Raw genomic sequence first — 26340 nt, forward strand, 5'->3', positions numbered from 1 at the left:
GTCGGTCCCACCTTTCTTTATATTACGAAGCGCATGATTCGCACTCATCGACTTCGACGGTCGTTGAGCGCGTATAGTAAATCGATTTCATACCGAGCGACCACGCCTCAAGGTGCATCGTGAGGAGCTCTGTCGCTTTGACATCGTTTTTGACGTATAAGTTGAAGCTGATCGCTTGGTCGATATGACGCTGACGCGCCGCGTTTTGGCGGATGCTCCACAACTGGTCGACTTCGAACGCTGATTTATAGAACCAGTTCGTCTCCGGGTTGAGATCGGGTACTGTGACCGGAATCTTGTAGTTTTTCTTCTCTTCTGAATACACTTTTTTATAGACCGGATCGATCGATGCCGTGCTGCCTGCGATGATGGCAGTCGACGAGTTCGGCGCGACGGCCATCATGTAGGCGTTCCGGACGCCATTTTGATGGACTTTTGCGGCGAGTCCGTCCCAGTCAAGGTCGTCGTGCGAACGATAGTTACGACGTTTGAAGTACTCACCGGTATGCCATTCCGAACCTTCAAACACACCGAACGCACCTTTCTCTTTCGCAAGTTCCATCGAAGCTTGAATCGTGAGGTAAGCGATTTTCTCATACAGTTTTTCTGCGTATTGCACTGCATCGACCGATTCCCACCGAATTCCTTCAAGGGCGAGCAAGTGGTGCCAGCCGAACGTTCCGAGACCGACGGCACGATATTTTTGGTTCGTGATCATCGCTTGCGGCACTTCGATCGTGTTCAAGTCGATGACGTTGTCGAGCATACGCATTTGAATCGGGATGAGTCGCTCGAGCACGTCTGACTTGACGGCACGGGCGAGCGCGATCGAGCTCAAGTTACAGACGACAAAATCACCTGGCGTCTTCGTGATGACGATTTTCCCGTCTTCCGTATACTCTTCGTCGATGACGGTCGGTGACATGTTTTGCGCGATTTCTGAACAGAGGTTCGAACTGTAAATCATGCCGGCATGTTTGTTCGGGTTGGCGCGGTTCACCGCGTCCCGGAAGAACATGTACGGCGTTCCTGTTTCGAGTTGCGAGCGCATGTAACGCTTGACGAGGTCGATCGCCGGTACGGTCACGCGGGTGAGTTCTGGCGTGTTCACACATGCCATATATTTTTCCGTGAACGAACCACCGTTCTCTGTCTCGTCATAGAAATCTTCGAGGCTGAAGCCCATGACCGTACGAATCTCGTGCGGGTCGAACAAGTGCCAGTCACCTCGGGCTTCGACCGTACGCATGAACAAGTCTGGCAGACAGACGCCCGTGAACAAGTCGTGCGTCCGGAGACGCTCATCGCCGTTATTCAATTTCGCATCGAGGAACTCGAAGATATCTTTGTGCCAAATGTCTAAATAGACCGCAATCGAACCTTGGCGCATGCCGAGTTGGTCGACCGAGACGGCCGTGTTGTTCAATTGTTTCATCCAAGGGAGTGCCCCGCTCGAGACGCCTTTGAACCCTTTAATGTCGCTGCCGCGTGAGCGAATCTTGCCGAGATAGACACCGATTCCACCGCCGCCTTTCGAAAGGGTGGCCACGTCTGTGTTCGAGTCATAAATGCCACGAAGTGAGTCGTCGACCGTGTCGATGAAGCATGAGCTGAGCTGACCATATGATTTCCCGGCATTCGAGAGCGTCGGTGTGGCCACGGTCATATACAAGTTCGAAAGGGCCCAATATGCCTCTTCGACAAGTTTCACGCGCTGTGCCGGCGCTTCTTTTTGCATGAGCGTCATCGCGATGACCATGAACCGTTCTTGTGGAAGCTCGAACAAGTTTTTGACGTGATCGCGTCCGAGGTAACGGTCAGACAATGTGCGTAAGCCGATATACGTGAACAGGCGGTCGCGCGACGGGTCGATTAACGTCTCTAAGTAATCGATGTCTTCTTTTGAGTACGTGTCGATGAGGGCGGATGTGAAGATGCCCTTGTTCGTCAGCGTCTCAATCATCGGATAGAGCGCACCGTAACGCGTCGAGGCATCGTAGCCACGATTCCGTGCAGCTTCTAAGTAGAGGCGGTTCAAGTACATCTCTGTCGCGACGAACGTCCAATCCGGTTCTTCGGCCTGCAACATATCAAGGGCGTGCATCGTCAAGAGTTCATATACTATATCTTGTGTCAGCGTTTTAGACTCGAGCGCCCGAATCGCTCGTTCTTCATATCGTTCCACACTCAGTTGTGGGTAGCGTTGTTTGATGGATTGAATCAATGTGGAGACGTCTGTAAGTGTTGGCGATTGGGCCAACATCGTCTCGTGTTGGATAGGGGATGTCAAAACGATCACTCCTTCTTCAGATGTAGATATTATAAAGGTATAGCTCAAAATACCCTGTATTGCGTCAATATATAGTTAAAAGCCTTTTTAGCTTTTAACTATATATTGACGTTTTTTTATCTTTTTAATCATAAATCACCCATATTTAGTTTTCAAATCTTGACATTCAACAAACTGTATTCGCTTTGATTACTTTTACTCAAAAATGGCGCTGTCATCCGATTTGAGATGAGATTTGAGATAGAAAAAAGTTTAGAGAAGAAGCGGCGTCACGAAATTCATCTTTTATGTAAGCGGTCAATTTTAAAAAACGTAGGAATTAAATCGATTGAATGGATCATTTTCACACGATATGTAGAAGAATAAGGATCGGCGCTCAACACTATATATGGTAATGTCTATTTTTGAAAAGTAGGGCAATTTCGGGATGAGGTAGCGTCGAGCGCGAAAGTGCGGTAGATTGAGGAAGTAAGGTTTGAAAAACGGAATAAAAGAAGGGTTTAACAAATGAGAGCAGAAGACTTATTATTAGCATGGGACCCGCTCGGTTACGGGATCGGGTCGTATGGGCCAGAGTTCGATGATATCGCCGTGGCATTGACTGAAATCGAGACGGAAGAAGACTTGTCCGAACGAATTCGGCACATCTTAATGGAGGCGTTCGATGACTGTCCGTCCGACTCTGATTTGCGGGACATGGCGAGACGACTACTCGCGTCTTCACAATCTTGTCAACTATAAGGGGGAACTTACATGTTACGAATCGATCCAACACCAAATCCAAACGCAATGAAAATCACACTTCCGGAAAACGTCTTCGGGGCGAAAAGCCAGAGCGTGAAAGCTGGAGAAGCGACGGACCAGCCGCTCCTCGCGAAACTCGTTCAAATCGAAGGTGTCGAGAGCGTCTTCGCTTACGGCGACTTCGTCACCGTGTCAAAAGAGAACGGCGTCAGCTGGGAAACGATTTTGCCGCACGTCGAGACAGCTTACCGCGGATGAGTCCGCTCGTCACGATCGTCATTCCGGTCCATTCGCGTGAAGCGGAATTGACGGAACTGTTAGACAGCCTCGTTGTCCAGACGTATCAGCAGTTTGAAGTCGTTGTGATCAATAATGACGGGCCGCCAAAACAACATCTTTTGGCGCCTTTTTTGAATCGATTGACGATTCGCTACATCGAGCTCGGTGAGAACCATCACGTCAAGGCACGCAATCGCGGCGTACGTGAGGCGGCCGGGGAGTATATCTTGCTGCTCGACGATGATGATTTGCTGATGCCGACCCATATCGAGCTAGCGCTCGAGGACATTCGTTCGGCCGACCTCGTCTTCACGGACGCCGAACTGTTTCGCTTCGAGTGGCAAGACGGTCATCGTGTCGTCACGGACTGGGAAGCGTTCGCTTACGACCTCGACTTGGTCCGGTTGCGGCAAGATTCGACGTACATTCCGTCGGGCACGCTCTACCGGAAAAGGCTGCACGATGCGATTGGACCGTTTGACGAGGATGTCTATAATTATTGGGACTGGGATTTCATATTACGCGTCAGTGAACAGGGGACGATCGCGCATCCGGCACGGGCGACCGTGCTCTATGCCTTCAACGGTACCGACAACTTATCGGCGAAACAAGACGAGACGCGGCGGCGGTATTTTGACGATTTTTGCGAGAAGCACGGTCTCGTCAACATGGAGATGAAAAACTTTCATATCGTCCAAGCCGAACGGCGTGATTATGTGAGACAGACAGAGAGAACGTTCACGGGAGCGTTCCCCGGTAGAACGGAAGGAGAATGACAGAATGTATACAACAAAAGAATTAGAACTGCTCGAGCTACTCGAGGAAAAAGGATACATGGAAACGAAAGTCCTCGCGGATATGCTTTCGACCGACGAAGCGACTGTCGACGCGATGCTTGAGAAGTTCAAGCAAGACGGGATTTTGCTCGGCTTTCGCGCGATGGTCAACTGGCAAAAAATCAATCGGCATGACGTGACGGCGTTCATCGACGTCAAAGTGACGCCGAAACGAGGACGTGGGTTCGATGAAGTCGCCGAACGGATTTACCGCTTCCCTGAAGTGACGGCGCTCTACTTGATGTCAGGGGCGTACGACCTTCAAGTCGTCATCCGGGCCAATTCGCTCCAAGACGTGGCGTCGTTCGTATCGGATAAACTGTCGCCGCTCGATTCGGTCGTTTCGACGACGACCCACTTCAAACTGAAGACGTATAAGCACGACGGCATCTTGTTCACCCCACAAGTCGAAGACAAGCGGTTGAACATCACGCCATGAAGTCACTCTCGAATCAAGTCGTCTCGATGAAGCCGTCGGGCATCCGCCGTTTCTTTGACTTGGCACAGACGATGGAGAACGTCGTCTCTCTCGGGGTGGGAGAGCCGGACTTCATCACGCCGTGGAACGTGCGCGAAGCGAGCTATGCGGCGCTTGAACAAGGTTATACAGCGTATAGTGCCAATGCCGGACTTCTCGAGTTGCGGCAAGAGATCTCGCATTATATGAAGCAACGGTTCGACGTCGCGTACGACCCGGCGACCGAGCTCATCGTCACGACAGGCGCCTCACAAGCGCTCGATATCGCATTTCGGGCCCTCTTAAACCCGGGCGACGAAGTCATCGTTGTCGAGCCGGCGTTCGTCTCCTACGGCCCGCTCATCGAGATGTCGGGAGGGACGGTCGTGCCGGTGGCGTGTCGTCCTGAATCCGGGTTCCGCTTGATCCGGGAAGACGTCGAGGCCGCCATCACCGAGCGGACGAAAGCGATGCTCCTCTGTTTCCCATCGAATCCGACAGGGGCGACGATGACAGGGGAAGAGCTCGCGGACATCGCCGAACTCGCGACGAAGCACGACCTCTGGGTCGTCAGTGACGAGATTTATGCCGAGCTGTCGTATGATGAACCGTTCACGAGCTTCGCGACGTTACATGATATGCGTGAGCGCACGATCGTCGTCAACGGGTTCTCGAAAGCGTTCGCGATGACCGGTTGGCGCCTCGGTTTCACGTGTGCCCCGGAGGTCGTGACGCGCGAGATGCTCAAAGTCCATCAGTACGGCATGATGTGTGCACCGACGCTCGTTCAGTTCGGCGGTCTTGAAGCGCTCCGGAGCCGAGAACAACACGTGCCGAAGATGGTGAAGAGCTATCGCCAACGCCGCAACTATTTCATCCAAGCGCTGAACGACGCCGGCCTGCCGACACATGTGCCGGGAGGCGCGTTCTATGCGTTCCCGTCGATTCGCCATACCGGTCTATCGAGCGAGGAGTTCGCCGAGCGGCTCTTGCTCGAAGAGCGTGTTGCGGTCGTCCCAGGCAACGCCTTCGGTGCGAGCGGAGAAGGGTTCGTCCGCGCGAGTTACGCGACATCGATTGAACAACTGCAAGAAGCGATTCGTCGCATCGATCGGTTCATGAGCCAGTTCGAAGTGACGGTGACGACAGACTCTCGGCAATGAGGGTCTGTTGACGTTTTAGCGGTATAGTGAGCGGGAAAGAATAGGCGAGGTGAAACATATGGAACAAGTAGATTTTGTCGCCATCGGTTGTGGACCGTACAATTTAGGGTTGATGGCGTTAGCGGAGAAGACGACGTTACGAGGCGTTTGCTATGAACAACGACCTGAGATGATGTGGCATGAAGGGATGCTCATCGACGGAATGACGATGCAAACGCATTATTTGCAAGACCTCGTCACGGTCGCCGACCCGACGAACGAGGCAAGTTTTTTAAATTATTTGAGTGAGACAGGGCGACTGCAAACGTTCATCACGCAAGAACGGAACACGATTCCCCGGACGGAATATAATCGTTACCTCAGGTGGGTGGCCGAAAGCTTGCCGACCGTCAAGTTCGGGCACCGGGTGTCGGATGTGACGGCCGACGGGGAAGGGTATGTCGTGACCGTGGAGTCAGCCGGAGAGACGATCCAGCTTCGCGCTACACACGTCGTGCTCGGTACGGGCACGACGCCGCTCGTTCCAGACGGATTCGAACAAGTCATCCATACGAGCGAATATATGACATATCGAGATGTGTTAAAGGACAAGTATCGTGTCGCCGTCGTCGGTAGCGGACAAAGTGCGGCGGAAGTGTTCCTCGACTTGCTCGGCGACGCGACAAATGAGCAACGGGTCGACTGGATTACACGGTCGGACCATTTCGAGTCGCTCGAGGCGGGGAAGTTAGGTGATGAGATTTTTAGTGTGGACTACGTTCGGTACTTCCACGCTCTATCGTACACGTCACGTCAAGCGTTGCTCAAGTCGTTCGAACGGTTCCGTCACGGGGTGAACCCAGAGACGATGACAGCAATTTATGAGACGTTGTATCATCGGACGGCAGAAGGAGAGTCGACCGAGCAACAGGCGGCGTTACTCACGCAAGTTGAAGTCGAAACGATCACGTACGACTGGCTGACGCATCGGTTGACGGGTAAACACGTGTATACTGGGGAAGCGATTGAACGGACGTACGACCTCGTCGTCGTCGCGACAGGATACCGACCGTTGCTTCCGTCTTGGATTGACCGATTGCCGATCGTCTGGGAAGCCGAGAAGGAATGGCGAGTCAATGAGACGTATGAGATTCAGATGGAAGGTCGATTCGGTGGGAAGTTGTTCACGCACACGAACATCGAACACTCACACGGTCCTGCGGCGACCAACCTCGGCATGGCCGTGTATCGAAACGCGATCATCTTGAATGAGATGGCGGGAGAAACGCTGTATGAAGTGAGTGTCCAGAAGCCGTTTACAACGTTTTGAACAAAAAAAGGGCTAGGCCAAAGCCTAGCGGAATCAGGGGGGAATACTTGAAGTCTTGCTTGATTTGTATTTACCCCGCCTTTAGACTTTGAAACGTCGAAATCTTTCCGAATAATCTTTTTTACTAATTTCTACACTTTATCGAAAAAAGTATGTTATAGTAAGTTGATGAATTTAGCATAGGAGTGTTTGTAATGGCAAAATACGAAAAAGATCAAGTTTTAAAAGGTAAAGTAACAGGAATCCAACCTTTCGGTGCGTTCGTCGCACTCGACGACGAGACACAAGGTCTTGTCCACATCTCTGAAATCTCACACGACTACGTGAAAGACGTGAACGAGTACGTTCAAGTCGGTCAAGAGGTTGAAGTGAAAATTCTTGAAGTTGATGAAGCTTCTAAGAAAATCAAGCTTTCGATGAAAGCGACTCAAGAAGCTCCAAAACGCGAAAAGTCGGCTAAACCGGCTCGTCGTGGTGGCCAACGCCGCAACGAAGCTTCTAACTTCAAGCAAGAAGAAGCACCAGGCTTCACAGTTCTCAAGGACAAGCTCGAAGACTGGATCAAAAACACGAACTTCAAGAAGTAAGTGATCGAGGCGACCTAGCGATAGGTCGTCTTTTTTTGTACAGGAAAACATGTCGCTTGTCCCGAACAGTACAAAAAAGGAGTGAACGCGATGAACATTGGAATAATCGGAACAGGTGGGATTGCCACGACGGCACACATCCCGCAATACATCGCCGCCGGCGCAAACGTCGTCGCCGTCATGAACCGCACCCGCGCGCGAGGAGAGGCGGCGGCACGACAATTCGGAATCGAGCGTGTCTATGAGACGGTCGAAGAGATGCTTCAAAATGAATCGCTCGATGCGGTCAGCGTCTGCACGCCGAACGCGCTCCATAAAGACCAAGTCCTCGCGGCGCTCGCAGCGGGATGCCACGTACTTTGTGAAAAGCCGCCGGGCATTTCGGCACGTGAAGCGAGCGAGATGCGGGAGGCTGCCGAACGTGCGAAGCGGACGCTACATTATGGCTTCCATTATCGACATCGAGCGGATACGGTACTGTTGAAGCGAATGATTGAAGCCGGTGAACTCGGTCAGATTTATGCGGCGACCGCCGTCGCCCTTCGGCGTCGCGGCATCCCGGGATGGGGTGTGTTCACGGATAAAGAGCTTCAAGGCGGTGGGGCGCTCCTCGACCATGGCGTCCACATGCTTGATTTGGCGCTTTATTTGATGGGGTACCCGAAGCCAATCGACGTGATGGGCCACATCGGGCAATATCTTGGCACGCGCCCGGGCGTCGGATTGATGGGAACGTGGGACGCCGAAACATTTTCTGTCGAAGACACGGCGCGGGCGATGGTGAAATTCGAAAACGGAGCTTCCCTCATGTTCGACGGCAGCTTCATGGCGAACGTCGGACCGCGTGACACGATGCGTGTCGAATTGCGCGGGACGGAAGGAGGTGCGACACTGTTTCCGCTCCATCTCCATACGGAGGCGCACGGTGCGTTGTTCGACCAAACCCCGGCGCATTTGGAGCATGTCGACCCGTATGCGGTGCAAATCCAAGCGTTCCTCGAGGCGTGCCGACACGAGCCGACCTACGAACAGGCCGATCAAGCGGTCATCTTACATTCCATTATCGATCGTATCTACGAACAGGCATGATGCTTTTCATTCAGGAAAAACAGGGTATATAGTGTAGGTGTTACATATTTTCTTGAGGAGGCTGACTTATGCACAACTTTGAATACAAAAACCCGACGAAACTTATCTTCGGGACGCATCAGATTGAAAAACTTGCTGACGAGCTTCGATTGCTCGACGCGAAGAAAGTGATGCTCGTCTATGGAGGCGGGAGCATCAAGAAGAACGGGACGTACGAGGAAGTCGTCGCGGAATTGAACAATGCGTCGATCGACTTCGTCGATTTCGCTGGTGTCGAGCCGAACCCGCGCATCGAGACGGTACGCCGTGCCGTCAAACAGGCGCGTGAAGAAAACATCGACGCGTTGCTCGCCGTCGGTGGCGGGTCGGTCATCGACTGTACGAAACTCATCTCGGCGGCCATCCCGTACGAAGGCGATGCGTGGGATATCGTCCTTCGCGACCACATCCCGACCGAGGCGGTCCCGTTCGGTACAGTGCTCACGCTCGCTGCGACAGGTTCAGAGATGAACTCAGGCTCGGTCATCACGAACTGGGAGACGCAAGAGAAATATGGCTGGGGCCACCCGCTCGTCTATCCGACGTTCTCGATCCTCGACCCGCGCTATACGGTGTCGGTCCCGAAAGACCAGACGATTTACGGGATTGTTGACATGATGAGCCACTGCTTCGAGCAATATTTCCACCCGAATCACGCCCCGGTCCAAGAGCGCATGACGGAAGGCGTGTTGAAGGCGGTCGTCGAGTCGGCACCAAAGCTTGTCGACGACTTAGAAAATGTCGAATTACGGGCCATCATCTTGTTCGCAGGGACAATCGCCTTGAACGGCGTCTTGCAGATGGGCGCATCAGGGGACTGGGCATCACACAATATCGAACACGCGGTGTCGGCCGTCCATGACATCCCGCACGCAGGCGGACTCGCCATCTTGTTCCCACGTTGGATGGAGCACGTCCTTGACGCGGACAATGCAGCGCGCTTCGCACGACTCGGCACGGAAGTGTTCGACGTCGAACCGGCAGGAGACGACCTCGAGACGGCGAAACAGACGATTGAGGCGATCCGGGCGTTCTTTGACAAGCTCGGTGCTCCGAGCTCGCTTCGCGATTATGACATCGATGCGTCGTCGTTCGACGCAATCCTTGATTCTGCGATGAAACGTGGGGCGTTCGGTAATTTCCGTACACTAGAACGGGAAGATGTGGCACACATTCTTGAGTTGAGCAAATAAGGCGATTTGATGCCTATTTCGCAATAATGATTGAACGAATCCAACGTTTCCGTTTATGATGGGTCATGTATGGCTCTTAAATGAGCGATTTAAAGGAGGAAATGACATGTCAACTGTACGTTTCGATTATTCAAACGCCCTCTCTTTCGTCGGGGAACACGAAATCGATCAAATGCAAGAAACGGTGAAAGCACTCCATTCGGTCATCCACGACCGGAGCGGAGCAGGCAGTGATTTTCTAGGATGGGTCGAGCTTCCAACGAACTTCGACACAGATGAGTTCGCCCGCATCAAAGCGGCAGCGGAGCGTATCCGTGACAACTCGGACGTCCTCGTCGTCGTCGGGATCGGCGGCTCGTATCTCGGTGCACGTGCGGCCATCGAGATGCTCCAGCACTCATTCTTCAACGTCTTGTCGAAGGAAGAGCGTCAAGCGCCACAAGTGTTCTTCGCCGGACATAACATCTCGTCAACTTACATGACAGAATTGCTTCACGTCTTAAAAGACAAAGAAGTGTCGGTCAACGTCATCTCGAAATCGGGGACGACGACAGAACCGGCCATCGCGTTCCGTGTCCTTAAACAGTTCATGGAAGACAAGTATGGACAAGACGGTGCCCGTGAGCGCATCTACGCGACGACGGACCGTGCCCGCGGTGCCTTGAAGACGCTCGCGGATGCGGAAGGGTATGAGACGTTCGTCATCCCGGATGACGTCGGCGGACGTTTCTCGGTCCTCACACCGGTCGGCCTCTTGCCGATTGCTGCGGCCGGCATCGACATCGACGCGTTGATGGAAGGTGCACGTGACGCGCAAGAAGCGTATAGCTCACCTGAACTTTCAGAGAACGAGGCGTATCAATACGCGGTCGTCCGTAACGCGATGTACGCGAAAGGGAAATCGATTGAGCTTCTCGTCAACTACGAGCCGGCACTCCATTACGTCTCGGAATGGTGGAAGCAGCTTTACGGCGAGTCGGAAGGAAAAGACAACAAAGGGATTTTCCCGGCGGCGGTCGACTTCTCGACAGACCTTCACTCGATGGGACAATACATCCAAGAAGGACGTCGCGATTTGTTCGAGACGGTCATCCGTGTCACGAACGTGCGCCACGCGATGAACGTGCCAGAGGATGCACAAGACCTTGACGGCTTGAACTTCCTCGCCGGTGAGACGATTCAATTCGTCAACGACAAAGCGGCAGAAGGAACGCTTCTCGCCCACACGGACGGCAACGTGCCGAACCTCGTCGTCGAATTGCCGGAGATGACGCCTTACCACCTCGGCTTCTTGTTCTACTTCTTCGAGAAGGCGTGCGCGATGAGCGGCTACATCCTCGGGGTGAACCCGTTCAACCAGCCGGGCGTCGAAGCATACAAAGCGAACATGTTCGCGCTTCTCGGAAAACCTGGCTACGAGGAACAAAAGGCAGAGCTCGAAAAGCGTTTGAACCAATGATTTTACGTCGGTCCACTTCGGTGGGCCGATTTTTTTGTTTGAAACTAGGGTGAGACAAGGTAAAGTGAGAGTAGACACGGGAAAGAAAGGGATGGACTATGTTGACATTCACGGACTACTATCATAATCAAGTCGAGTTGAGCTTCACCCATTATCCGTTCTCAGATACACCGCTCCACGTCTGGGTCGTCGCCCGTTACGGGGACAAATGGGTGTTGACGAAACATAAGCAGCGCGGTCTCGAGTTCCCCGGGGGCAAAGTCGAACCGGGCGAACACGAGGATGATGCGGCGATACGCGAAGTATTCGAAGAGACGGGGGGCATCGTCAAATCGCTCCATTACCTCGGCCAATATAGGGTGCTCGGGCGAGGTGACACGGTCATAAAGAACATATACTTTGCCGTCATCGACCGTTTCGAGGACCATCCGGCCGTGGAGGAGACAGACGGTGCCGTACTCCTTGACGAACTGCCGAAAAACCTGCTCCGCAACAATCAATACAGTTTCATGATGAAAGATCGCGTCTTGCCTGAGACGATGAAGGTGCTGCATGCAAAAAAACATGGTTTGACCGGATTGAGCCCCTCGCTCCCTACGCGGGCTATCGCATTCATCGCGGGTGGTACGAGACGCGTGACGGGGAAGACGTCGTCGCGTATACGATTACGCCGAAACGCCCGAACGGCCATGTTCTGTTTTACTTGAGAGGCGGGACGGGCCGCATCGGGGACGTCCGCTTGCCACGCTTGATGCAATTCGCGGCGCGTGGCTTTCACGTCGTCGCCCCGGTGTATCGGGGCAATCACGGCGGGACCGGCAAAGAAGATTTCGGGGGCGACGATTTAGAGGACGTCTTGTCGCTCTATGACCGGGTGCGGCAGACGAATCCACGGATTCATGCACTCGGCTTCTCACGGGGCGGGATGATGGCGCTATCGCTCGCTTCCGTCCGTCCGCTCGTCTCCGTCACATCATGGGCCGGTGTGACGAATTTGAAATGGACGTATGAGGAGCAACAGACGATGCGCAAAATGCTTCGACGGATGACGGGCGGGGACCCGGAGACGGCGAGTGCGGCGTATATTGAGCGGTCGCCGCTCTATAAAGACTGGGACGCGCCGACGCTGTTGATTCATGGGACGGACGATGAGCAAGTCCGGCTCCGCCATGCGACGGCTGTCGCCGAAAAGCTCGGCGCACAGGCCGAGCTTTGGGTCGTCCCGTTCGCGCACCAATTGCCGTTTTGGGACAAGTGGGAGACGACGGAGCGGGCGATGGATTGGATGCTGAAGCAAACGAAACAGGGCTAGTGCCACATGTGCACTTGCCCTTTCTTTAATTTAGAAGACGATTGGTCCGGCCGCGATGACCGACTCGTTCGCTTTCGTAAACCGTTTGAAGTTATCTTGGAACTTGATCGCGAGCGCGCGCGCCTCGGCGTCGTACTTCGCTGAATCTTTCCATGTGTCACGCGGGTTGAGGACGTCGCGTGGCACACCTTTGATGTCGACTGGGATGTCGACATTGAAGATGTCGTGGCGGATCGTCTCGACGTCACGGAGTTCTCCGTTGACGGCCGCGTTCACCATCGCGCGCGTATAAGCGAGCTTCATCCGCGACCCTTCGCCGTACACGCCGCCCGTCCAGCCTGTGTTGACGAGATAGACGTCGACGTCGTGCTTCTCGATCAACGTGCCGAGCATATCAGCGTAGCGTTCTGGTGCGAGTGGCAAGAACGGAGACCCGAAGCAAGTCGAGAACGTCGCTTGCGGCTCGGTCACACCGCGCTCCGTACCAGCCAGTTTCGACGTGTAACCAGACAAGAAGTGATACATCGCCTGCTCTTTCGTCAATTTGCTGATTGGCGGCAATACACCGTACGCGTCAGCCGTCAAGAACACGATCGTGTTCGGATGTCCGGCGCGTGATGGGAGCATGGCGTTATCAATGAAATCGATCGGATAGGCGGCTCGCGTGTTTTCCGTCAAGGAAATGTTTTTGTAATCGGGTGAACGGTCATCATTCAAGACGACGTTCTCGATTAAAGATCCGAAACGGATCGCGTCATAGATTTGCGGCTCGTTCTCACGCGACAAGTTGATCGTCTTCGCATAGCAGCCACCTTCAATGTTAAACACGCCGTCTGGAGACCAGCCGTGCTCATCATCACCAATCAAGTGACGTTCTGGGTCGGCCGATAACGTCGTCTTCCCGGTTCCCGATAGCCCGAAGAAGAGTGCGGTCTCGTTGGCGTCGTTGACGTTTGCCGAACAGTGCATCGAGAGGACGTGTTGCTCCGGGAGCAGGAAGTTCATGACAGAGAAGATTGATTTCTTGATTTCACCACCGTACTCTGTTCCCCCGATCAGAATCGTACGTTTGGCGAATGAGACGAGAATGAACGTCTCGGAGTGCGTGCCGTCGACAGCCGGATCTGCCTTATAGCTCGGTGCATAGATGACCGTGAACGGGTCGAACGCACCTTTTGTCGGCCATTCACGAAGGAACAGTTGCTTCGCGAACAAGCTGTGCCATGCATATTCTGTGATGGCGCGAACCGGAAGCGTGTAATGCTCATCCGCACCTGCTGACGCTTCAAGATAGTAGAGCTTTTGTTTTTGCTCAAGATGGGTGAGCACCTTATCGAGCAACGCTGTGAACTTCTCTTCGGCGATCGGTTGGTTGACCGGTCCCCAGTCGACTAAGTGATTGCTGACTTCATCTTGCACGACGAATTTGTCTTTTGGTGACCGGCCTGTGAATTTGCCTGTACTGACCGATAAAGCCCCGTCTTTCGTCAGTACACCTTCCCCGTTTTGAATGGCTTCTTCCACCAGTTCTGGAACCGTCAAGTTCCGTTTTACCTCGGCACCATTAATTAATTCTTCGATTTTCAGGAGCGTTGTCGCCATCCCGAATCCCACCTTTCCCCTAAATAGATGTGGATGAAATCCGCATACTTCCGCAGTTAATTAGTATGACTTTTTTTATTATATGTGACACACTAATTAAAAACAAGCGTTTCTTCACTTTAATAAGTAAGCGCTTTCTTACATTGTCATTCTAACATATTCTGTACCAGGTCATAGAACAAAATCGGAAACCGTCATAAAAATGTTTGTTATTTCACAAACATAACTATTTGCCCGTTCGTGAAAAGTTTTACGAATTCGGTCGATACGCTTGACAGAACGGGACGTCATTTATATGATGGTGTTCGTAACGGATACTCTTATTCTGAGCGGTGGAGGGAACAAGGCCCTACGAAGCCCAGCAACCGTCCGAATGTAATGTTGTCGGAAAAGGTGCTATCCTGAAGCGAAGCGTAAGCTTCGAACGATAAGAGGGTAAGGAAGAACGATTCAACCTTTCCCATTTGAACGTGGCGAAAGGTTTTTTTCATTACCGTCCCAAAGCAACGCGTAAGGGGAACGAGTACCGTCCACACATCACCCTTATTATAGGAGGTTTTTTGAAATGTCAAACTTGAACCGTCGACTTTTCACTTCGGAGTCCGTCACTGAAGGACATCCGGATAAAATTTGTGACCAAATCTCAGACTCGATTTTGGACGCAATTTTAGCAGAAGATCCAAACGCCCGCGTTGCGGCTGAGACGTCTGTCACGACAGGTCTCGTGCTCGTAGCTGGTGAAATCACGACATCGACGTACGTCGATATCCCGAAAGTCGTCCGTGAAACGGTCCGTGAGATCGGTTATACACGCGCGAAATACGGATTTGACGCTGAGACGTGTGCTGTCTTGACTTCAATCGACGAGCAGTCTGTCGATATCGCGCAAGGTGTCGACCAAGCGCTCGAGGCACGTGAAGGTCAAATGACTGAAGAAGAACTCGATGCGATTGGCGCAGGGGACCAAGGTCTCATGTTCGGTTATGCGACGAAGGAAACGCCTGAACTCATGCCGCTCCCAATCTCGCTCGCACACAAATTGTCACGTCGTTTGGCGGAAGTCCGCAAAAACGGCACGCTTGCTTACCTCCGTCCGGACGGGAAGACGCAAGTGACGGTCGAGTACGACGAAGCGAACAACCCGGTTCGTATCGACACAATCGTTATCTCGACACAACACGCTGAAGACATCACGCTCGAGCAAATTCAAGCAGATCTTAAAGCACATGTCATCGACGCGGTCATCCCGACTGAACTTATCGATGCAGAGACAAAATACTTCATCAACCCAACTGGTCGTTTCGTCATCGGCGGACCACAAGGGGACGCAGGTCTCACAGGACGTAAGATTATCGTCGACACGTACGGTGGATACGCACGTCACGGTGGCGGCGCGTTTTCTGGTAAAGATCCTACGAAAGTTGACCGCTCTGCAGCATACGCGGCTCGTTACGTGGCGAAGAACATCGTCGCAGCTGGCCTCGCGGACAAAGCAGAAGTTCAACTTGCATACGCAATCGGTGTCGCACACCCGGTATCGATCGCGGTCGATACGTTCGGCACTGGTAAATTGAGCGAGACCGAGCTCGTAGAACTCATCCGTGAGAACTTCGACCTCCGCCCGGCCGGCATCATCAAGATGCTCGACCTTCGCCGCCCGATTTACAAGCAGACAGCAGCATACGGCCACTTCGGTCGCACGGACGTGGAACTCCCATGGGAGCAAACGGACAAAGCAGCAGTACTTGAAGAAGGCGCGAAACGCTTCGCGTAATCAAAGAAAAACGACCTTTCACGCGAAAGGTCGTTTTTGTTATGCCTGTGGCTTATGGTCAGTCGACTCGTGTCCTTGTCCTAACGCGGTATCTTTCGCCTCGACGACCTTCTCGCCGATCGATTGTAAATCCGATTTCGCCTCTTGGGCCGTCTCGACGACTTTATTGACGTCTTGTTTGACCGTGTCGGCTTCGCCAGCCACTTTTTCGTAGACGTTTTGGACGTCTGTCGCGACTTCTTGGATGATGCCTGAGGCCGCCTTCACTTGATCGATGACTTGTGAGGCCTTACCGGCCGGATCTTCTTTCACCGTCTCGACGAATCCGCCGACAGAAGCTTTCGCACTCGAGAATGACTGTTTCGTGTTCTCTCGGTTTGATGAGCTGAGGAGGGCGAGGAGCCCGCCGACGAGGGCGCCGAGCAACATGCCGGTGACGACGTTGATTTTTGGACCGTTCGACGACTCATGGTCGAATTGACGGTTCGGGTTGTTCGCTTGTGTAGCATGCGGGTCGTGTTGTAATGGTGGTTGCATAAAAACACTCCTTTTCTGTAAGTTGGCATTGGTACCTTTATACCCGTGTCAAATTGGAACATAACCCGTTCGCTCATTTCGTCATGAAAAAGTAATGAAGGGGCAGGATATTTTTGGCGGGATGGGGAATGATAGTACTAGATTGGCCAAAAGGGGGAGCTGTCATGAAGATGAGGGAAGCCGTGCCGGAAGATGCCGCTCTAATTCGAGAAATCGCGCTCGCGACGACCGACGCGGACAACGCGCGTGCGCGCGTGATGGAACGGGCGTATCAGCTCGAGGAAATCGTGCGCGCCATCAGTTCGAGTGAAGAAGCGAAAGAACAGTTGTTCATCGTCGGTGAGACGGACGGCGACGTCATCGGGTTTTATCATGCGATTGACCGGGGCGATACGTGGGAAGTGCTTCGTCTTTACCTCCATCCGGCTCATCACCGTCAAGGGTTAGGGGCAGAGCTGTTGACACACCTTGCAGGACGAAAACGCCAACCGGTCGAACTGTACGTTGAGAGTTCGAACGAGCAGGCGCTCGCTTTCTTGAACCATCAATCGTTCGTCGAATTGAACCGGATTCAAGAAGAAGTGTACGATGAGCCGATGGAGCTCGTTCACTTGCGATACGACCCACGCTAAGACTCCAGACGGATTTTGATTGAAACATCAGTCTCGGCTGATGTTTTTGTTAGAATAAAACAGACATACTAATAATGAGGTGACAGCATGACATACGAAGAACCATCACGAAAAGGGGTCATCGTGATTGTATACCCGCTCCAGTTCACGTCTCGTGTCAGCGAGGCGTTCCTCGATCGGTTGCGGACGGACTACGAAGTGCTCGTCGTTGCCGGGCCGACGCTCGGCTTGACGGCTGAAGACCATAAACTGCTTATTAAGAACACGCTCCGTGAAGCCGGACAGTACAAATTGCCGATTCACGTCGTCGCCTTCAGCCTTGGTGCGCTGTTGACGAACCGACTGTTACAGGAGTATGATGTCCCGCTCGGCAGTTTGACGTACATCTCCCCGCTCTTTGACTGGCATTCGTCCCGTCAAATCGGCGGATTGAAACAAGTCGTCGCTTCCGCCGTCGATCGCTTCCGCCCCGACTTGCCGCTCGGCATGATGACGTTCACCGGGGGCGGCGAAGAGTCATCCCGGTTCGGCGAGATCACGTACGCCCAGTACCGGGAGATTGAAGAAGAGATCGTCGAGCATCAAGAAGAGAAAAAACATTTGCCGCGTTTACCGCTCGCCTGTTTTTACGCGCCGGACGACCGTTTCGCCGATGTGAAGCTGACGCTGAACGTCTGCCGAAAAATCGGAGGCGACCAAGTTTACATCCGTCGTCTCGAAGGTTTCCCACACTTCGGCTATGAACGACTGAACACGAAGTTCGCCGAGACGCTGTTGACGTTTTACGAATTGATTCAAGAATAAAGGCGACTCGTCCGAGTCGCCTTTATCATGCCCGTTTTTCGATTGCGATGATGAACGGGGGATGATTCACTTGATTGATGAAGCCGTATCGCAGGACACCGGCTTGTTTTTGGTCGAGCGACTCGACGTAAGCGAGCACCTCGTCCCGTTCGATTTTACCGCTGTCGTGCCCATGGTAGATGACGACGACGATGACACCGCCGATCGCCATGACGTCCTGTAACTGGCGCAGCGCGTCAATCGTCGTCTCGCCTGTCGTCGTGACCGTCTTGTCGCTACCCGGTAAGTATCCGAGGTTGAACACGGCCGCGGTGATCGGACGGGTCTCGTCAGCGACGATGGTTTGGACGGTGTGGTGGCTGTCGTGGATGACGCTGACCCGTTCGGCCATGCCGGCTTCCTCGAGTCGCTGTCGTGTCGCCACGACCGCTTCTTCTTGGACGTCGAACGCATAGACGTGCCCGTCACCGACGAGCTCGGCTAAAAATAATGTATCGTGCCCGTTACCGGCCGTCATATCGATGGCGACCGTGCCGGGGACCACATGTTCACGTAACAGATGTTTCGCGAACGGCAACACTCTCATTAATCCCATATCTCTCATCCTTCTTTTTTCCTTGGAAGGAATCACGGCGTTCCAATTCGGCATGAATGGCGTTCAAGACGGCCATCTTCTGCCGGCTCCACATCGGCCCAATCAATAAGTCGGGCGGACCGTCACCCGTCAACCGGTGGACGATCACGTCTTCCGGTAACAGTTCGAGCTGGTCGCAGACGAGCGAGACGTACGTCGTCTCATCCATCAAATCGAGGAGCCCTAATTCATATTGCCTTGCGAGCGGCGTCCGTTTCAAGACGTGGAGCAAATGGATCTTGATTCCTTGTATGTCCATTTTAGCAACTTCTCGCGCCGTGTCGAGCATCATCTGTGGCGTCTCGCCCGGTAGTCCGTTGATGATATGGACGCACACCCGGATATTGTGGCGGCGAAGTTTCGCCAGTCCGTCACAGAACGTCGCATAATCGTGGCCGCGGTTGATCTTTTTGCCGGTCTTGTCGTGGATTGTCTGCAGACCGAGTTCGACCCAAAGCGACGTCCGCTCGTTCAGTTCGGCGAGGTAGGCGACGACTTCGTCCGGGAGGCAGTCGGGCCGTGTCGCAATCGATAGTCCGACGACACCTTCTTCTTCGAGCGCTGACTCGAACAGTTCACGTAGACGTGTGACCGGGGCGTACGTATTACTGAACGCTTGGAAATAGGCGATATACCGTGCTTCTTTCCATTTACGGTGCAACCGGGCCTTCCCTTCAGCGAACTGGACCGAAATTGGGTCACACGCATTCCCGGCAAAGTCGCCGCTCCCATCATCGGAACAGAACGTACATCCTCCTTTTGAGACGAGGCCGTCCCGGTTCGGACAAGTGAACCCACCGTCGAGCGGGACTTTGAACACCTTTCCGCCATACTCCCGGCGATACGCTTCGTTCAACCTATTGTATCTGGCTTCACCAAATGGGTTAATCATCTTCATCCTCTCCTTCTTTGCTCATGTTATCACATACTGTTTGATGCAAAACTTCAGAATGAGTACTTTTTCTTGACAGTTATGGAGCGTTCCGTTAGCTTGGAGAAGGACTAATTTTGGATTCGGCCGTCGTGCCGAATTTTTATCGTTTAGGCGATGGGAAAGGAGGAGTTGGCGTGAACAAGAAAATGCCGATCTCAATATGGATTTTGGTCATCGCGATGGCGCTCAATACGACGGCGGCGTCTTTTTTATGGCCGTTCAACACGTTATATATTAATGGATATTTAGGAGAATCGATGACGCTCGCCGGTATCGCCCTCCTCGTCAACTCCGCCCTCGCCATCGTCGGGAACTATATCGGCGGGACGTTGTTCGACCGACTCGGTGGCAAGACGACGCTCGTGATCGCGGTATCACTGCTCCTTGCCAGTTCGCTCGGATTTCTGTTGTTCCATGCGACGTTCTTCGGATACTTGGTCTGGCTCGGGCTCATCGGCTTCTCGGGCGGTCTCGTCTTCCCGACGGTATATGCTTTCGCCGGCTTGATTTGGCCGGAAGGGGGGCGCCGTTCGTTCAATGCGATATATGTCGCCCAAAACGTCGGTGTCGCGCTCGGTACGGCGATGAGCGGACAAGTGGCGCGCATCAACATCGAATGGATCTTTTATGCGAACTTCTTTTTGTCGGTCTTGTTCGTCGTCGTGCTTTTGTTCGGCTTCCGTTACTTGAAAGAAACGACCCGTCCGGTCATTCAGTCTCAGCTTGAGGCGGCCGCGACGACGTTGTCTGGTGCGACGATGAAGTCGATGTGGTACGTCGCCATCGGTTACGCCGCCCTCTGGTTCGTCTACGTCCAGTGGCAAGGGACGATCGCCGTCCACTCGCAAGGGCTCGGCGTGACGATTAGCGAATACTCGCTACTCTGGACGGTGAACGGGGCGATGATCGTGTTCGCCCAACCGCTCCTTAACCGGATGCTTCGTCAATTTGAAGATGATTTGAAGCGACAACTGATCATCGGCGGGGTCATCTTCCTGGCGGCCTTCCTCGTTGTGCCGTTCGCCGGCGGTTTCGCGATGTTCATGGTCGCGATGATTGTCATGACGATTGGCGAGATGTTCATCTGGCCGGCGGTCCCGACGATTGCCGCCAAACTCGCACCGGCAGGGAAAGCCGGTCAATATCAAGGACTTGTCAATATCGCGGCGTCGGTCGGGCGCATGATTGGCCCGACGATGTCCGGGCTATTATATGACGTGTTCGGTATCAATGCGGTCTTCGGACTCATGATTCTTCTCAGTGCAATCGGTCTCTTCTTCTTCGTTAAAACGGGTTCACTGAATCGACAAACATCGGAAGAATGAGCATATTCGCTGCATCTTCATATACGTTGCACCATTGAGTTCTGCATTAAAATGAAGTAAAGGATCCTTTCACATCGTAACGCCGGGTCGTCTTTCGTCTTGTCTCATGTGAAGGAGATGGACAATGTGAGTGAAGAAGTGAACTTACTTGTATTGGCGACACAGTATATGTTTTGGGTCGGCTTTGTCGGCATGGCTGCGGCAACGCTGTACTTTTTGGTGGAACGAAACAGCTTAGACCCTGAATATCGTTCCGTCGCGACGGTTGCAGCGCTCGTCACGTTCGTCGCAGCGATTCATTATTACTTTATGAAAGATGCGGTCGGCGATTCGGGTCTGCTATCGGAAATCACAGGATTCCCGACGGAGATTCGCTATATCGACTGGCTCGTCACGACGCCGCTCTTGCTTGTGAAGTTCCCCTTGCTGTTGAGTTTGAAAGGGAAGATGAAGACGGGGTTACTGACGAAACTGATCGTGGCCGACGTCATCATGATCGTGGCCGGTTATCTCGGGGAATCGTCAATCAACTTGAACGGTGGCTTCACGCAGCTTGGGCTATGGGGTTATTTAGTCGGTTGTTTCGCTTGGCTCTATATCATCTATTTGTTATTCACGAACGTCACGAAAGCGGCGGAGTCGTCTCCGGCACCGATTCGGAAAGCGCTCCTCAACATGCGTCTCTTCATTTTAGTCGGGTGGGCGATATATCCGATCGGCTATGCGGTGACGCTGTTTGCGAGCGGCGTTGAGGTCCAGCTCGTACGGGAGCTGATTTACAACGTGGCGGATTTAGTGAACAAAGTCGGGTTTGGGCTCATCGCGTTCTTTGCGGTCAAAACCATCTCGACGATGAAACAAATTAAGACGTAACGAAAAGTTCACATTGACGCGGTTTTTTATCTTGGGATAGAATGAAAGGGTAGATAAACTATCGCGATGAAAAGGAATAGTATCGTCTTGTCTGTATCGTAGAGAGCCGGTGGTTGGTGCGAACCGGTATATGGACGTCGAGAACTCGCCTTGGAGCAGTTTGCCTGAACGAGAGTAGGGTGAACCGGAGTTACGCCACGTTATCGGCGTCTCAAGTGGCAGAAATGCAACATGGGTGGTACCGCGGAGAGCTTTTAAGCCTTTCGTCCCATTACCGGGGCGGAAGGCTTTTTATTATGCAGAGGAGGATGAATTTTGGACTATTTTAAACATCAAGACATCGAGCCGAAATGGCAAAAGCGTTGGGAAGAGAAGGATGCGTTCCGGACGACAGAAGATCCGGACAAGGAGTGTTTCTACGTCCTTGACATGTTCCCATATCCGTCAGGAGCCGGACTTCACGTCGGTCACCCGGAAGGTTACACGGCGACGGACATCATCGCCCGCATGAAACGGATGCAAGGCTTCAACGTGCTCCATCCGATGGGATGGGACGCGTTCGGTCTTCCGGCCGAGCAGTATGCGTTAGACACAGGGAACGACCCGCGCGAGTTCACAGAGCGCAACATCGGCACGTTCCGACGCCAGTTAAAAGAACTCGGTTTCTCATACGATTGGGACCGTGAAATCAGCACGACGGACCCGAAATACTATAAATGGACGCAATGGATCTTCACACAGCTCCACGACCGCGGACTCGCCTACGTCGACGAAGTCGCCGTCAACTGGTGCCCGGCCCTCGGGACTGTGCTTGCCAACGAAGAAGTCATCGACGGGTTATCGGAGCGCGGAAACCATCCGGTCTATCGTGTGCCGATGAAACAGTGGGTGCTTCGCATCACGGAATACGCCGAGCGCTTGCTCGACGATTTAGAGGGGCTTGACTGGCCAGACAGCGTCAAAGAGATGCAACGCAACTGGATTGGCAAGTCGGTCGGGGCCGAAGTCGATTTCAAAGTCGACGGTCACGATAAAGTCGTGACGGTGTTCACGACACGTCCGGACACACTTTACGGCGCGACATACGTCACGCTCGCACCGGAACACCCATTCGTGAAAGCGATCGCGACATCTGAACAAGTCGTCGCCATCGAAGCGTACGTCGAAGAAGTCTCGAAAAAGACAGACCTCGAGCGGACCGACCTCGCCAAAGAGAAGACGGGTGTATTCACCGGCGCTTACGCGATTAACCCGGTCAATGGCGAGAAACTTCCGATTTGGATTGCCGACTATGTGTTGTCGACATACGGCACGGGCGCGGTCATGGCCGTACCTGGACATGATGACCGCGACTATGAGTTCGCGAAGACGTTCGACCTCCCAATCCGCGAAGTCGTCACAGGCGGCAACTTGGAGGAGGCGGCTTACGTCGAAGACGGCGTTCACGTCAACTCAGGCTCGCTTGACGGGCTCAACAAAGCCGATGCGATTGCCAAAATCATCGAAGAACTCGAATTCGCCGGCACTGGCCGCGCCAAGACGACGTATCGTCTCCGAGATTGGTTGTTCAGTCGCCAACGCTATTGGGGCGAGCCGATTCCAATCATTCATATGGAAGATGGCACACTCAAGACGGTAGCGGTCGAAGAGCTTCCGCTCGAACTCCCAATCATCGATGAAATCAAACCGTCGGGTACGGGCGAATCACCGCTTGCGAACGCGGACGAGTGGTTGACATACACGGACCCGGTGACAGGAGAGAAGGGGCGTCGCGAGACGAACACGATGCCACAGTGGGCCGGCAGCTGCTGGTACTACATTCGCTTCATCGATCCGCATAACGAGGACATGATCGCCGACCCAGAGAAGTTGAAGCGCTGGCTCCCGGTCGACTTGTATATCGGTGGTACGGAGCATGCGGTCCTTCACTTGCTCTATGCACGTTTCTGGCATAAAGTGCTCTACGACATCGGCATCGTTCCGACGAACGAGCCGTTCCAAAAGCTCTATAACCAAGGGATGATCCTCGGTGAGAACAACGAGAAGATGTCGAAGTCAAAAGGCAACGTCGTCAACCCGGACGACATCATCAAATCGCACGGTGCCGACACGCTCCGTCTTTATGAGATGTTCATGGGACCGCTCGACGCGGCCATCGCCTGGTCGACGAATGGACTTGACGGCGCTCGTCGCTTCCTCGACCGCGTCTGGCGCTTGTTCGACCAAACGGAGCTCACAGACGGCGCGCCGACGGCCGACTTCGAGCGGACGTATCATCAGACGGTGAAAAAAGTGACCGAAGACTATGAGGCGCTCCGTTTCAACACGGCCATCTCGCAACTCATGGTGTTCATCAACGAGGCGTACAAACAAGACACGCTTCCAAAACAAGAGATGGTCAACTTCATCAAGATGCTCGCTCCGGTCGCGCCACACTTGGCCGAAGAGTTGTGGGAGCGTCTCGGCATGACGGAAGACTTGACGTACGCGGCCTGGCCGACGTTCGATGAGTCAAAACTCGTCAGCGACACGATTGAAGTCGTCATCCAAGTGAACGGGAAGCTTCGTGCGAAGATGCACGTGGCCCGTGACGCTTCGAAAGAAGTACTCGAGGCTGATGCGCTCGCGAACGAACGCGTTCAAGAGTTCACGGATGGAAAGACGGTCCGCAAAGTGATTGTCGTACCTGGTAAACTCGTCAATATCGTCGTAGGATGACCGAAGAGAACGTGTGACATTGTCACATGTTCTTTTCTTTTTCCTGACGCCGTTTTCTTTTTCGAGAGGGTTTGTTACACTAAAGGGCGATACTGCAAAAAAAGGGGACAAACCGTCCATGAAACGTTCTTACGTACTATATACGACCTCGTTCGCCGTGTTGGTCGGGATGATTCTCTGTTACGTGCTCGTCTTTTCCGACGAGGAGATTCAACGACAAATCGGCGCGACGTTTGATAAAATCGAGATTCAGACGAGCCATCAAGCGACACCGCTCCCGCCGGTCGAGGCCTCGCCCGACGATGAGGACATCGATACGACCGATGCGCTCGAACAGATTCAAAAGATTGACGAAGTGTACTATAGCGACACGATTGGTGCTTACCTCGTCTTGACGGACAATCGTGAGTTCTTCGAAGTGAGCGGGAACGCCAACCGTGTCATCGCTTCGCTCCAACTTGAAAACGAAGGACAAACGTTGAAGCTGAGCGAGTTCATCGGCATGCGGATGATTACCGAGACGAAAATCTTTGCGGTCACGGACAAGGGCGTCCTCGTGACGATTGAACGGGAAGGCGGCCGCTGGGTCGAGCAAGAACGAAAAGCGATTGCCGGCATCCGACCGAACGACCGCTTGTTCGGTCTCGGCTTTGACCAGACGACCGAACGCTTAATCATCATGAACCGAGAATCCGGAACGACCGACGTCGAGCTCCTCTACATCGAAGAGCGCATCACGGAAGTCGAGACGGAGGAACGGGACGAGGTGGGGCAACAGAACGAGCCAGAGGGCGAGTCAAGCACTGACGACGAAGCAACGGGAGAAGAGACGATTGATGTCGATGCGGTCGCCCCTGAAGATGAAGCGCTGCAGACAGAGGCCGAACCTGATCCGGAACCGCTCAGCGAGTGGGCGATTGAATCGCGCAAAGCGCTCACGACGACCGACATGAGCGCCTCGATTCAACAAAAATTCGAGAAGTTCCGCGGCGTCGGGCTCGTCGAACGACAAGGCCGGATTTACGTCCTTGACTCCGAAGAGCTCGTCTTATACACCATCAACCCGAATGAAGGAACGATGAACGGCCAGATGGTGACGCCACGGGTATACGGATCGACCGGGATGTTCCTGCAAGACAATGAGATTTTTGCAATCGTACGACCAGACGTGTTCGACCTTGACGCTTTCGTCTCGGTCGACTGATAGGAGAGGGTACTATGAGTAAACGCTATTTTTTTGAAGAGGTCCGCCAGTTCCATGAGACGTTCGGACACCCGGAAGCGAAGACACCGGAACCGCTCGTCCTTGACCGTGCCGTCAAACGCTCGGTCTGGACGGCCGAAGAAGCGGTCGTCGAGTTTTTACATCAATCGTCTCGTAATGAAGCGGAATTTTTAGAGGCCGTCGCAACCTTCAAACAAGGGCTTGACCAAGCGGTAGAGAAGTCGTTATCGATGCCGTTGCCCGAATCGGATGTCGAACGTCTCGTCGGACAAGGCGACGCGCTCACGGACGCGCTTTATTTCGTCATGGGCAGCTTCGTCGAGCTCGGGCTTGATCCGGTGCCGTTGTTTGAAATCGTACAACGGGCGAATATGGCGAAACTCGGACCGGACGGCAAACCGATTTTGCGCGAATCGGACAATAAAATCATGAAGCCAGAAGGGTGGATGCCGCCTGAGCCAGAGCTCGAGGCTGAAGTGCTCCGACAGATGGCAAAAAAATAAGAGTAGGTGGTCGCGACCACCT

At 53.4% G+C, this 26340-nt stretch carries 24 protein-coding genes, 1 pseudogene, 1 riboswitch and 1 other annotated feature; of the genes and pseudogenes, 20 read left to right on the forward strand and 5 right to left on the reverse strand.

Annotated features, from left to right (window positions below; all coding sequences use genetic code 11):
* Positions 1-22: 22 nt before the first annotated feature.
* Positions 23-2290, reverse strand: a complete 2268-nt coding sequence (locus DI14_RS12760; protein WP_255344272.1) for a ribonucleoside-diphosphate reductase subunit alpha — start codon at positions 2288-2290, stop codon at positions 23-25.
* Positions 2291-2797: 507 nt separating this feature from the next.
* Here DI14_RS12760 and DI14_RS12765 point away from each other — a divergent pair.
* The 12 genes and pseudogenes from DI14_RS12765 to DI14_RS12820 all read left to right on the forward strand — a co-directional run bounded on the left by DI14_RS12765 (position 2798) and on the right by DI14_RS12820 (position 12757).
* A complete protein-coding gene (locus DI14_RS12765; protein ID WP_034809161.1) occupies positions 2798-3031 on the forward strand; it encodes a DUF1871 family protein in 234 nt (77 codons plus the stop codon).
* Positions 3032-3043: 12 nt separating this feature from the next.
* On the forward strand, positions 3044-3292 hold the full coding sequence (locus DI14_RS12770) for a NifU N-terminal domain-containing protein (protein WP_034809163.1): 249 nt from the start codon (positions 3044-3046) through the stop codon (positions 3290-3292).
* Positions 3289-4089, forward strand: a complete 801-nt coding sequence (locus DI14_RS12775) for a glycosyltransferase family 2 protein (RefSeq protein WP_034809165.1) — start codon at positions 3289-3291, stop codon at positions 4087-4089. Before DI14_RS12770 ends, DI14_RS12775 begins: the two co-directional genes overlap by 4 nt.
* 4 nt (positions 4090-4093) lie before the next feature.
* Entirely contained in the window at positions 4094-4588 is a 495-nt protein-coding gene (locus DI14_RS12780) for an Lrp/AsnC family transcriptional regulator (protein ID WP_034809167.1), read from the forward strand.
* Positions 4585-5769: an aminotransferase gene (locus tag DI14_RS12785; protein WP_034809169.1), complete on the forward strand. Its 1185-nt coding sequence runs from the start codon at positions 4585-4587 to the stop codon at positions 5767-5769. The genes DI14_RS12780 and DI14_RS12785 overlap by 4 nt, the downstream gene beginning before the upstream one ends.
* A 58-nt stretch (positions 5770-5827) precedes the next feature.
* Positions 5828-7078 carry a lysine N(6)-hydroxylase/L-ornithine N(5)-oxygenase family protein gene (locus DI14_RS12790; RefSeq protein ID WP_034809171.1) on the forward strand — a complete coding sequence of 417 codons (1251 nt, stop codon included), beginning with the start codon at positions 5828-5830 and terminating at the stop codon, positions 7076-7078.
* A gap of 194 nt (positions 7079-7272) precedes the next feature.
* Positions 7273-7665, forward strand: a complete 393-nt coding sequence (gene yugI, locus DI14_RS12795) for a S1 domain-containing post-transcriptional regulator GSP13 (protein WP_024371302.1) — start codon at positions 7273-7275, stop codon at positions 7663-7665.
* A 90-nt stretch (positions 7666-7755) separates the two neighbouring features.
* Entirely contained in the window at positions 7756-8754 is a 999-nt protein-coding gene (locus tag DI14_RS12800) for a Gfo/Idh/MocA family protein (RefSeq protein ID WP_034809173.1), read from the forward strand.
* 68 nt (positions 8755-8822) lie between these two features.
* A complete protein-coding gene (locus tag DI14_RS12805; protein WP_034809175.1) occupies positions 8823-9986 on the forward strand; it encodes an iron-containing alcohol dehydrogenase in 1164 nt (387 codons plus the stop codon).
* A 106-nt stretch (positions 9987-10092) separates the two neighbouring features.
* Entirely contained in the window at positions 10093-11445 is a 1353-nt protein-coding gene (locus DI14_RS12810) for a glucose-6-phosphate isomerase (protein WP_034809177.1), read from the forward strand.
* 98 nt (positions 11446-11543) lie between these two features.
* Positions 11544-11990, forward strand: a pseudogene (gene ytkD, locus DI14_RS12815) (RNA deprotection pyrophosphohydrolase); the annotation flags it as partial.
* A gap of 158 nt (positions 11991-12148) precedes the next feature.
* The gene (locus DI14_RS12820) at positions 12149-12757 is read left to right on the forward strand and encodes a S9 family peptidase (RefSeq protein WP_235193470.1); all 609 of its coding nucleotides are present in this window, start codon (positions 12149-12151) and stop codon (positions 12755-12757) included.
* Between the two features lie 30 nt (positions 12758-12787).
* Here the strand turns inward: DI14_RS12820 and pckA are convergent, their stop codons facing one another.
* Positions 12788-14359: a phosphoenolpyruvate carboxykinase (ATP) gene (gene pckA / locus DI14_RS12825; RefSeq protein WP_034809179.1), complete on the reverse strand. Its 1572-nt coding sequence runs from the start codon at positions 14357-14359 to the stop codon at positions 12788-12790.
* A 317-nt stretch (positions 14360-14676) separates the two neighbouring features.
* Positions 14677-14793: riboswitch (SAM riboswitch) on the forward strand.
* Positions 14794-14924: 131 nt separating this feature from the next.
* Here pckA and metK point away from each other — a divergent pair.
* Positions 14925-16133: a methionine adenosyltransferase gene (gene metK, locus DI14_RS12830; protein ID WP_034809180.1), complete on the forward strand. Its 1209-nt coding sequence runs from the start codon at positions 14925-14927 to the stop codon at positions 16131-16133.
* A 39-nt stretch (positions 16134-16172) separates the two neighbouring features.
* On the opposite strand, the gene DI14_RS12835 is transcribed toward metK, so the two are convergent.
* Positions 16173-16670, reverse strand: a complete 498-nt coding sequence (locus DI14_RS12835) for a hypothetical protein (protein ID WP_034809182.1) — start codon at positions 16668-16670, stop codon at positions 16173-16175.
* 164 nt (positions 16671-16834) lie between these two features.
* Between DI14_RS12835 and DI14_RS12840 the strand changes: the two genes are divergently transcribed.
* Together DI14_RS12840 and DI14_RS12845 are read left to right on the forward strand one after the other, a co-directional pair.
* On the forward strand, positions 16835-17302 hold the full coding sequence (locus tag DI14_RS12840; RefSeq protein WP_034809183.1) for a GNAT family N-acetyltransferase: 468 nt from the start codon (positions 16835-16837) through the stop codon (positions 17300-17302).
* An 87-nt stretch (positions 17303-17389) separates the two neighbouring features.
* Entirely contained in the window at positions 17390-18106 is a 717-nt protein-coding gene (locus DI14_RS12845; RefSeq protein ID WP_034809184.1) for an alpha/beta hydrolase, read from the forward strand.
* Between the two features lie 25 nt (positions 18107-18131).
* Here the strand turns inward: DI14_RS12845 and DI14_RS12850 are convergent, their stop codons facing one another.
* Positions 18132-18701, reverse strand: a complete 570-nt coding sequence (locus tag DI14_RS12850; protein ID WP_034809186.1) for a class I SAM-dependent methyltransferase — start codon at positions 18699-18701, stop codon at positions 18132-18134.
* Entirely contained in the window at positions 18655-19638 is a 984-nt protein-coding gene (locus DI14_RS12855; RefSeq protein ID WP_051622726.1) for a TIGR01212 family radical SAM protein, read from the reverse strand. Before DI14_RS12855 ends, DI14_RS12850 begins: the two co-directional genes overlap by 47 nt.
* Before the next feature lie 170 nt (positions 19639-19808).
* Between DI14_RS12855 and DI14_RS12860 the strand changes: the two genes are divergently transcribed.
* From DI14_RS12860 to DI14_RS12880, 5 genes are all read left to right on the forward strand, one after another.
* Positions 19809-20999, forward strand: a complete 1191-nt coding sequence (locus DI14_RS12860; RefSeq protein ID WP_235193472.1) for an MFS transporter — start codon at positions 19809-19811, stop codon at positions 20997-20999.
* A gap of 117 nt (positions 21000-21116) precedes the next feature.
* Positions 21117-21872 carry a bacteriorhodopsin-like gene (locus DI14_RS12865; RefSeq protein ID WP_034809188.1) on the forward strand — a complete coding sequence of 252 codons (756 nt, stop codon included), beginning with the start codon at positions 21117-21119 and terminating at the stop codon, positions 21870-21872.
* Between the two features lie 57 nt (positions 21873-21929).
* Positions 21930-22146 (forward strand) — a binding site (T-box leader).
* A gap of 41 nt (positions 22147-22187) precedes the next feature.
* On the forward strand, positions 22188-24590 hold the full coding sequence (gene leuS / locus DI14_RS12870) for a leucine--tRNA ligase (RefSeq protein WP_034809191.1): 2403 nt from the start codon (positions 22188-22190) through the stop codon (positions 24588-24590).
* A 118-nt stretch (positions 24591-24708) separates the two neighbouring features.
* Positions 24709-25794 (forward strand): hypothetical protein, encoded by a 1086-nt coding sequence (locus tag DI14_RS12875; protein ID WP_034809194.1) that lies wholly within the window; start codon positions 24709-24711, stop codon positions 25792-25794.
* On the forward strand, positions 25791-26318 hold the full coding sequence (locus DI14_RS12880) for a hypothetical protein (RefSeq protein WP_369792722.1): 528 nt from the start codon (positions 25791-25793) through the stop codon (positions 26316-26318). The genes DI14_RS12875 and DI14_RS12880 overlap by 4 nt, the downstream gene beginning before the upstream one ends.
* Positions 26319-26340 lie beyond the last annotated feature (22 nt).

Origin of the sequence: Exiguobacterium sp. AB2 (assembly GCF_000696055.1) — a bacterium.
Classification (GTDB): Bacteria; Bacillota; Bacilli; order Exiguobacteriales; family Exiguobacteriaceae; genus Exiguobacterium; species Exiguobacterium alkaliphilum.